Origin of the sequence: Blastomonas sp., from assembly GCF_041747255.1 — a bacterium.
GTDB lineage: Bacteria > Pseudomonadota > Alphaproteobacteria > Sphingomonadales > Sphingomonadaceae > Blastomonas.
Map to the genome: position 1 here is coordinate 1 of NZ_JBGTFM010000134.1, position 2,238 is coordinate 2,238.

Here is a 2,238-nt window from a genome sequence, read left to right on the forward strand (position 1 = left end):
TTGCGCTCGGCAGCGTACCGAACGCATCGCGCTGCTCAATGATGCCGCACGCCAGGGCCGTGACCGCATGGCCCGCATCGTCATGACCTCCGGGCTGCTTGCAGAACTCGGCGGCGAGACGGTGGCACAAAGCATGATGGCACAGGCTCGGCTGATGGCCGCTCTGCGCCATTGCACCTTCGCCCCGGATTCGCCCGAGCGAGACTTTGCAAACATGGATGTCGATGGCATCAAGGTGCTGATGAAGGTCGATTATTACGACACCGAACTGGCGTTCGGGTCAGAGGATCCGGCCAATCCAGCGATGACACGGCGCGTCATCACGCTGATGCGGCCAGCGGACTACTGATCAGCGTCAGGGGCGGACATGTCACTGCGCCGCGGGGCATCGGCCCGGTAAATGGTGGGGAGGTAACGAGCGCATGAGCAGGCACAAAGTACCGCTTCGTGACGGGATTGCGGCGGCAAGTGCCTATGTTGGCTGGGACCGCCCGCTTCAAACCTATTTCGCGCAGGTTCTGAGGGCCCCTGACGAAGACGGAGAGGAGATCGAACTCGTATGGGTCGGAACCGCCTTTGGCGAGCTCCCCCGCGCTGTTGACGCAATCCGCGTGCTCGAACCCTATTGCCAGATCGAAGCAAGTCTGGCCGCACAGCTCGAGATCGACAGGATGGCATGCCTCGCCACGCGCGATGGACCCAATCAGCTCGAAGCCAAGGCCTTCATGGCGCGCCTCGCACAGATGACAAAGTCGCGCGGGCATGAAGTATAGGGCACGGCCAATGCTGAAGCAGTTTGACTGGATTTTGTGCAAGCAATGCACTATATGGGGCCAAGGAGACTTGTGATGATACCGAAAGCTCAGAACCGATTGGTGACCGACAGCGGATCGATTGATCCGCGTGCGCTGGCCGAGCAGCTGCACATTCCGGTTACCGAGCTGGCCGAGCTGGTCGGTGTGAGCCGCAATACGCTGGCCGCCGAGCCGCTCGGCAAGAAAGGACGCGAAGCCGTGCTGCCCCTGGTGCGCCTCTTAACTCATGCCACCGAAATTGCCGGATCGCTCGAACGCGCCGTGGTCTGGTTCAAGTACACGCCGATCGTCTCGATGGGCACCAAGACAGCAATGGAGCACGTCAAGGACGGGAATATTGCCTGGGTCCACGGGCACCTCGAGAATGTGTATAACGGCGTCTACGCCTAAACTGAAACGATGGAACCGGCGATCTGTTACCGGGCTCATACGCCCGAGTGGGCGTCCATGCCCACCAGCGGCGCAGGTGCCGCAAAGAACGGTGGAAGGTGGAATGCGCGCAGCAGGCCGGCGCTTTACCTCTCTTTCGATCCGCTGACGGCGGTGAAAGAAACCAATCAGCAAATTCTCGATTTCATTCCCATCACGCTGGTGCGTTATCAGGTCTCAGGCGGCATGATTGCTGACTATGATGACGCAAATTTGCGCAAAAAGCACGCTCTGGCAGACAATCTCATGAGCCAGCCCTGGTGGGGTCCGCAGTTTGCAGAACTGCTCTCGCCCACCCAGCAAGCAGCCGAGCAGCTCATCGCTGCAGGCCTTGACGGGTTGATCTACCAGTCAACGCAAGCCGCGGGGCACAACCTCGTCCTGTGGCACTGGAACGAAATCGGCGGGGCAAGTGTCGTTGCCGAAGACAAGCACGGCCTGCTCCCGAAAAATCGCGATTCCTGGCGCTGAGGCCCTCCCGGCACTTCGCACGCACTCAATATCCTATGTAGCGGCACGCTGCGGCCCTTTGGGGCCTTGCGGATTGACGCGCGCCTGCGGTGGCTGGCGCACGGGCCGGGCCACGGGCCCGGAGGAGAGGGGGGATGGGAGAAGGTGTTCCGGACAAGGGGTTCGGACAGCATCAGGAGAATTTGACATGAACATCGGCACCCTCAAGGCCAACGCAGAAGGCGTTCACATCGGCCGCATCACCACCCTGACCTTCAGCGCGACCGTCGCTCTGCGGGCCTTCGAATCCACCAACGAGCGAGCACCCAAGTTCGACCTCATGGCGCTCTCGGCGGACCGCCGCAGCTGGGTCAAGATCGGCGCGCTCTGGGAATACTCGTCGAACGAGACCGGCGAGTGCTTCCTGTCGGGCCAGATCGACGATCCCAGCCTCTCGGCGCCGATCCCGGTCGCCATGTTCCAGCAGAACGACGGCAGCTTCAACGTCGCCTGGCGGCGTTCGAAGCCCAAGGCATCGCTCGAC

Annotated in this window: 5 protein-coding genes; all 5 read left to right on the forward strand. The window is 61.6% G+C overall.

Annotated elements, in window-relative coordinates; all coding sequences use genetic code 11:
- Window positions 1–349 (forward strand): DUF3768 domain-containing protein (locus tag ACEW8G_RS04780; protein WP_373487305.1); only part of this gene is annotated, 349 nt, incomplete at its 5' end.
- Window positions 350–422: 73 nt separating this feature from the next.
- Entirely contained in the window at window positions 423–773 is a 351-nt protein-coding gene (locus tag ACEW8G_RS04785) for a hypothetical protein (RefSeq protein ID WP_373487306.1), read from the forward strand.
- 75 nt (window positions 774–848) lie between these two features.
- Entirely contained in the window at window positions 849–1,205 is a 357-nt protein-coding gene (locus ACEW8G_RS04790; protein WP_373487307.1) for a hypothetical protein, read from the forward strand.
- 9 nt (window positions 1,206–1,214) lie between these two features.
- Window positions 1,215–1,715, forward strand: a complete 501-nt coding sequence (locus ACEW8G_RS04795; RefSeq protein WP_373487308.1) for an RES family NAD+ phosphorylase — start codon at window positions 1,215–1,217, stop codon at window positions 1,713–1,715.
- Window positions 1,716–1,902: 187 nt separating this feature from the next.
- On the forward strand, window positions 1,903–2,238 hold a 336-nt coding region (locus ACEW8G_RS04800; protein ID WP_373487309.1), incomplete at its 3' end, for a DUF736 domain-containing protein.